The sequence below is a fragment of the Halobacillus sp. BBL2006 genome (genome assembly GCF_000786645.1).
Taxonomy (GTDB): domain Bacteria; phylum Bacillota; class Bacilli; order Bacillales; family Halobacillaceae; genus Halobacillus.
This window is the reverse complement of sequence record NZ_JRNX01000365.1, coordinates 1-2543: the sequence shown is the minus strand read 5'-3', so window position 1 is coordinate 2543 and position 2543 is coordinate 1. Positions and strand designations below refer to the sequence as shown.

Here is a 2543-nt window from a genome sequence, read left to right as displayed (position 1 = left end):
AGCGGGTGACTTCGATGTCACCCGCTTTTTTCTATTCTTCTTCCGATTGAAGTTCAACTATGATGGAACTCAGTACAGTGAAAAGTACAATAGATGCTAAAGTAAATGCAAAGGAAAATGTCATTTTAACGCGCCTCCTTCACCATGTTTGAAAACGTCCTGAACCAGGTGGTGCATGCTGAATGATGTCAGAAAGAGGGATGGTATATGCAAGGGCAATCAGAATAAAAGCAACCCCAATCCACAACTTCCAGTTTTCTAAAAATTTTGGTGTAGTTGAAGAATCACTTTCAGCAATAGGAAAATGCATGAACGTATCTTCATCAGCTTTCGGAGCCAACCACCAAAGTTGGATGACGATGAAGATTAACAGCACGGCAGACAGGAACAAGATCGATCCACCAACCGCCATAGTCACATGGTTAGACAGGATACCTTCAAACCAAGCTTGTGCGTCTTCATGAGCATAGCCCGTATAAGCGGTTCGTCTCGGTGCTCCCATTAGTCCCAATAAATGCTGCGCGGTACTCATCAATAGCATTCCTACTGACCATGTAGCGATTTGTAAAAAGGCAAGTTTCTGAAGCGACTTTGTGAACCGGCGTCCTGTTAAGTGCGGAATCAACCAGAAGGTCAGTCCAAAAAATGTCATCGCTACTGGTGTTCCTACTGTTATATGAAAGTGCCCAACCACCCACAATGTGTTATGAATCACTTCGTTCATTTGGAAGCTAGCGTTAATGATTCCACCTGCCCCACCAGGAATAAAGAATGCCATTGCAATGAAGATTGAAGTGAAGCGGACATCCTTCCAAGGGAGCTTTCTTACCCAGCCAAACAATCCTTTTCCTCCCAACTCACGGCCACGCAGTTCAAATGTTGCAAACATGGAGAACGCAGTCATCAGAGATGGGATAATGACCATGAAAGTCAGAACCGTCTGTAAAAACTTCCAAAAACTTGCGATTCCTGGTTCCGTCAATTGGTGGTGAAAACCAACCGGAATGGAGAACAAAATGAACAAGACAAATGATAATCGTGCTAATGAATCACTAAACACGCGTCCTCCAATTATTTTAGGGACAATCACATACCATGCCATATAAGCAGGCAGCAGCCAAAAGTAAACCAATGGATGACCGAAATACCAGAACAAAGATCGACTCAACTCCACGTTGATGCCATCTGTCCAGCCAAATGCCCACGGGATGAATTGAAAAACTACTGTAGCGACAACCCCTAAGCAGGCGATGACCCATAATACGATCGTAGCGACAGTCATGAATGCAAAAAGCGGACTTAGTTCACCTTTATTCTGTTTTCTCCAAACGACATAATGACCGACAAGGGCAAAGCCCTGAATCCATGTTCCGATGACAAATAATGCGAGACCGACATAAAACAATCCATGCGCTTGCAGCGGAGCATAAAATGTATAAAGAACAGAAGCTTGACCTGAGACGACCATAACAACGACAAGCAGCGTTCCAATAGAAGTCACCCAAAAGCCGACCCAATTCCACAAAAGTACTCTGGGTCCGAAATTTCCTAATGTTCGACTCATTCCAGATTGAAAGAAAGCAAATATGAAAAATGTCGTAAATACGATGGCCAGCAGTAATCCATGTGCAGTAAGCACTTGATAGTAATCAAGCCATGACGGTAATGTAAGAGCATCATTCCTAATAAATACTTGTAACAAACCACAAAGTGTACCAATAAGAAATGCTCCATAGGCAAAACCTAGATTCGAAAGGGCTAGACGTCGATCTCCCTTAGCAACTTGAGCTGCGTTCATTGTTGGACCACCTCGATTTCTGTACTCATAAAATGATGGCCTGAGCCGCAATACTCGTTGCAAACTACAAGGTAATTTCCAGGCTCATCAAATGTATGTTTTCTGTGATTGATTTGACCAGGAACGATCATCATATTTACGTTTGTACCGACAATAGAGAAACTGTGCGTAACGTCCTCACTGGTCACCGTAAACATGATTTCTTCACCGGCCGGAACCTTTATTTCAGCTGGATCATAGCCGAAAGCTTTTGCAATCAAAGAGACTTCGAAAGTTCCATCTTCCTTTTGGTGAACCCCGGGCTCATTAAAAGGAGCTGTTTCCCTGACCTTCTCCGGATCAATCGTCATGTGACCTCCTGAAGGTGTATTTCCTTGGTGGAAAGCACTGACTCCTACGACTGATAAAAAGATGATAAGTGCAAAAATACCGAATGCCAGCCAAATTTTTTCATACTTGTGTAAATGCATTAGAATCTCCCCCTACATTCGATCTATATACAAATAGAAAATGCTTACCCACATCAGAATAATTACGATCCCTACGGCGAACACACTGATAAGAGTCCCCTTCAAACTAGGCTCTGAAGAATGGTCTTTTTTCATTGCTCGAAGCCTCCTTATTTATGTAATTGATCTACTCTTATTGTATCTTTGGAAGGCTTGGTAAAAGTATTGGGGAATCCCCTGATTTTACTTCTCGGAAACCCTGATATTCTGAAAAGGAACAAAAAAAGAAACCTGAA

The 2543-nt window shown here is 42.6% G+C and carries 3 protein-coding genes; all 3 read right to left on the bottom strand.

Going from position 1 to position 2543, the window contains the following annotated elements:
- Window positions 1-139 precede the first annotated feature (139 nt).
- The 3 genes from LD39_RS11470 to LD39_RS11460 are packed head-to-tail and all read right to left on the bottom strand — an operon-like array spanning window position 140 to window position 2403.
- A complete protein-coding gene (locus LD39_RS11470; RefSeq protein WP_035546470.1) occupies window positions 140-1798 on the bottom strand; it encodes a b(o/a)3-type cytochrome-c oxidase subunit 1 in 1659 nt (552 codons plus the stop codon).
- Window positions 1795-2268 carry a cytochrome c oxidase subunit II gene (locus LD39_RS11465; protein ID WP_035546468.1) on the bottom strand — a complete coding sequence of 158 codons (474 nt, stop codon included), beginning with the start codon at window positions 2266-2268 and terminating at the stop codon, window positions 1795-1797. Before LD39_RS11465 ends, LD39_RS11470 begins: the two co-directional genes overlap by 4 nt.
- 12 nt (window positions 2269-2280) lie before the next feature.
- A complete protein-coding gene (locus LD39_RS11460) occupies window positions 2281-2403 on the bottom strand; it encodes a hypothetical protein (RefSeq protein ID WP_035546466.1) in 123 nt (40 codons plus the stop codon).
- Window positions 2404-2543 lie beyond the last annotated feature (140 nt).

What these genes read in the sequence shown, in the direction of transcription:
- LD39_RS11470 (WP_035546470.1), bottom strand. Translation starts at nt 1,798, where the DNA reads ATGAACGCAGCTCAAGTTGCTAAGGGAGATCGACGTCTAGCCCTTTCG.
- LD39_RS11465 (WP_035546468.1), bottom strand. Translation starts at nt 2,268, where the DNA reads ATGCATTTACACAAGTATGAAAAAATTTGGCTGGCATTCGGTATTTTT.
- LD39_RS11460 (WP_035546466.1), bottom strand. Translation starts at nt 2,403, where the DNA reads ATGAAAAAAGACCATTCTTCAGAGCCTAGTTTGAAGGGGACTCTTATC.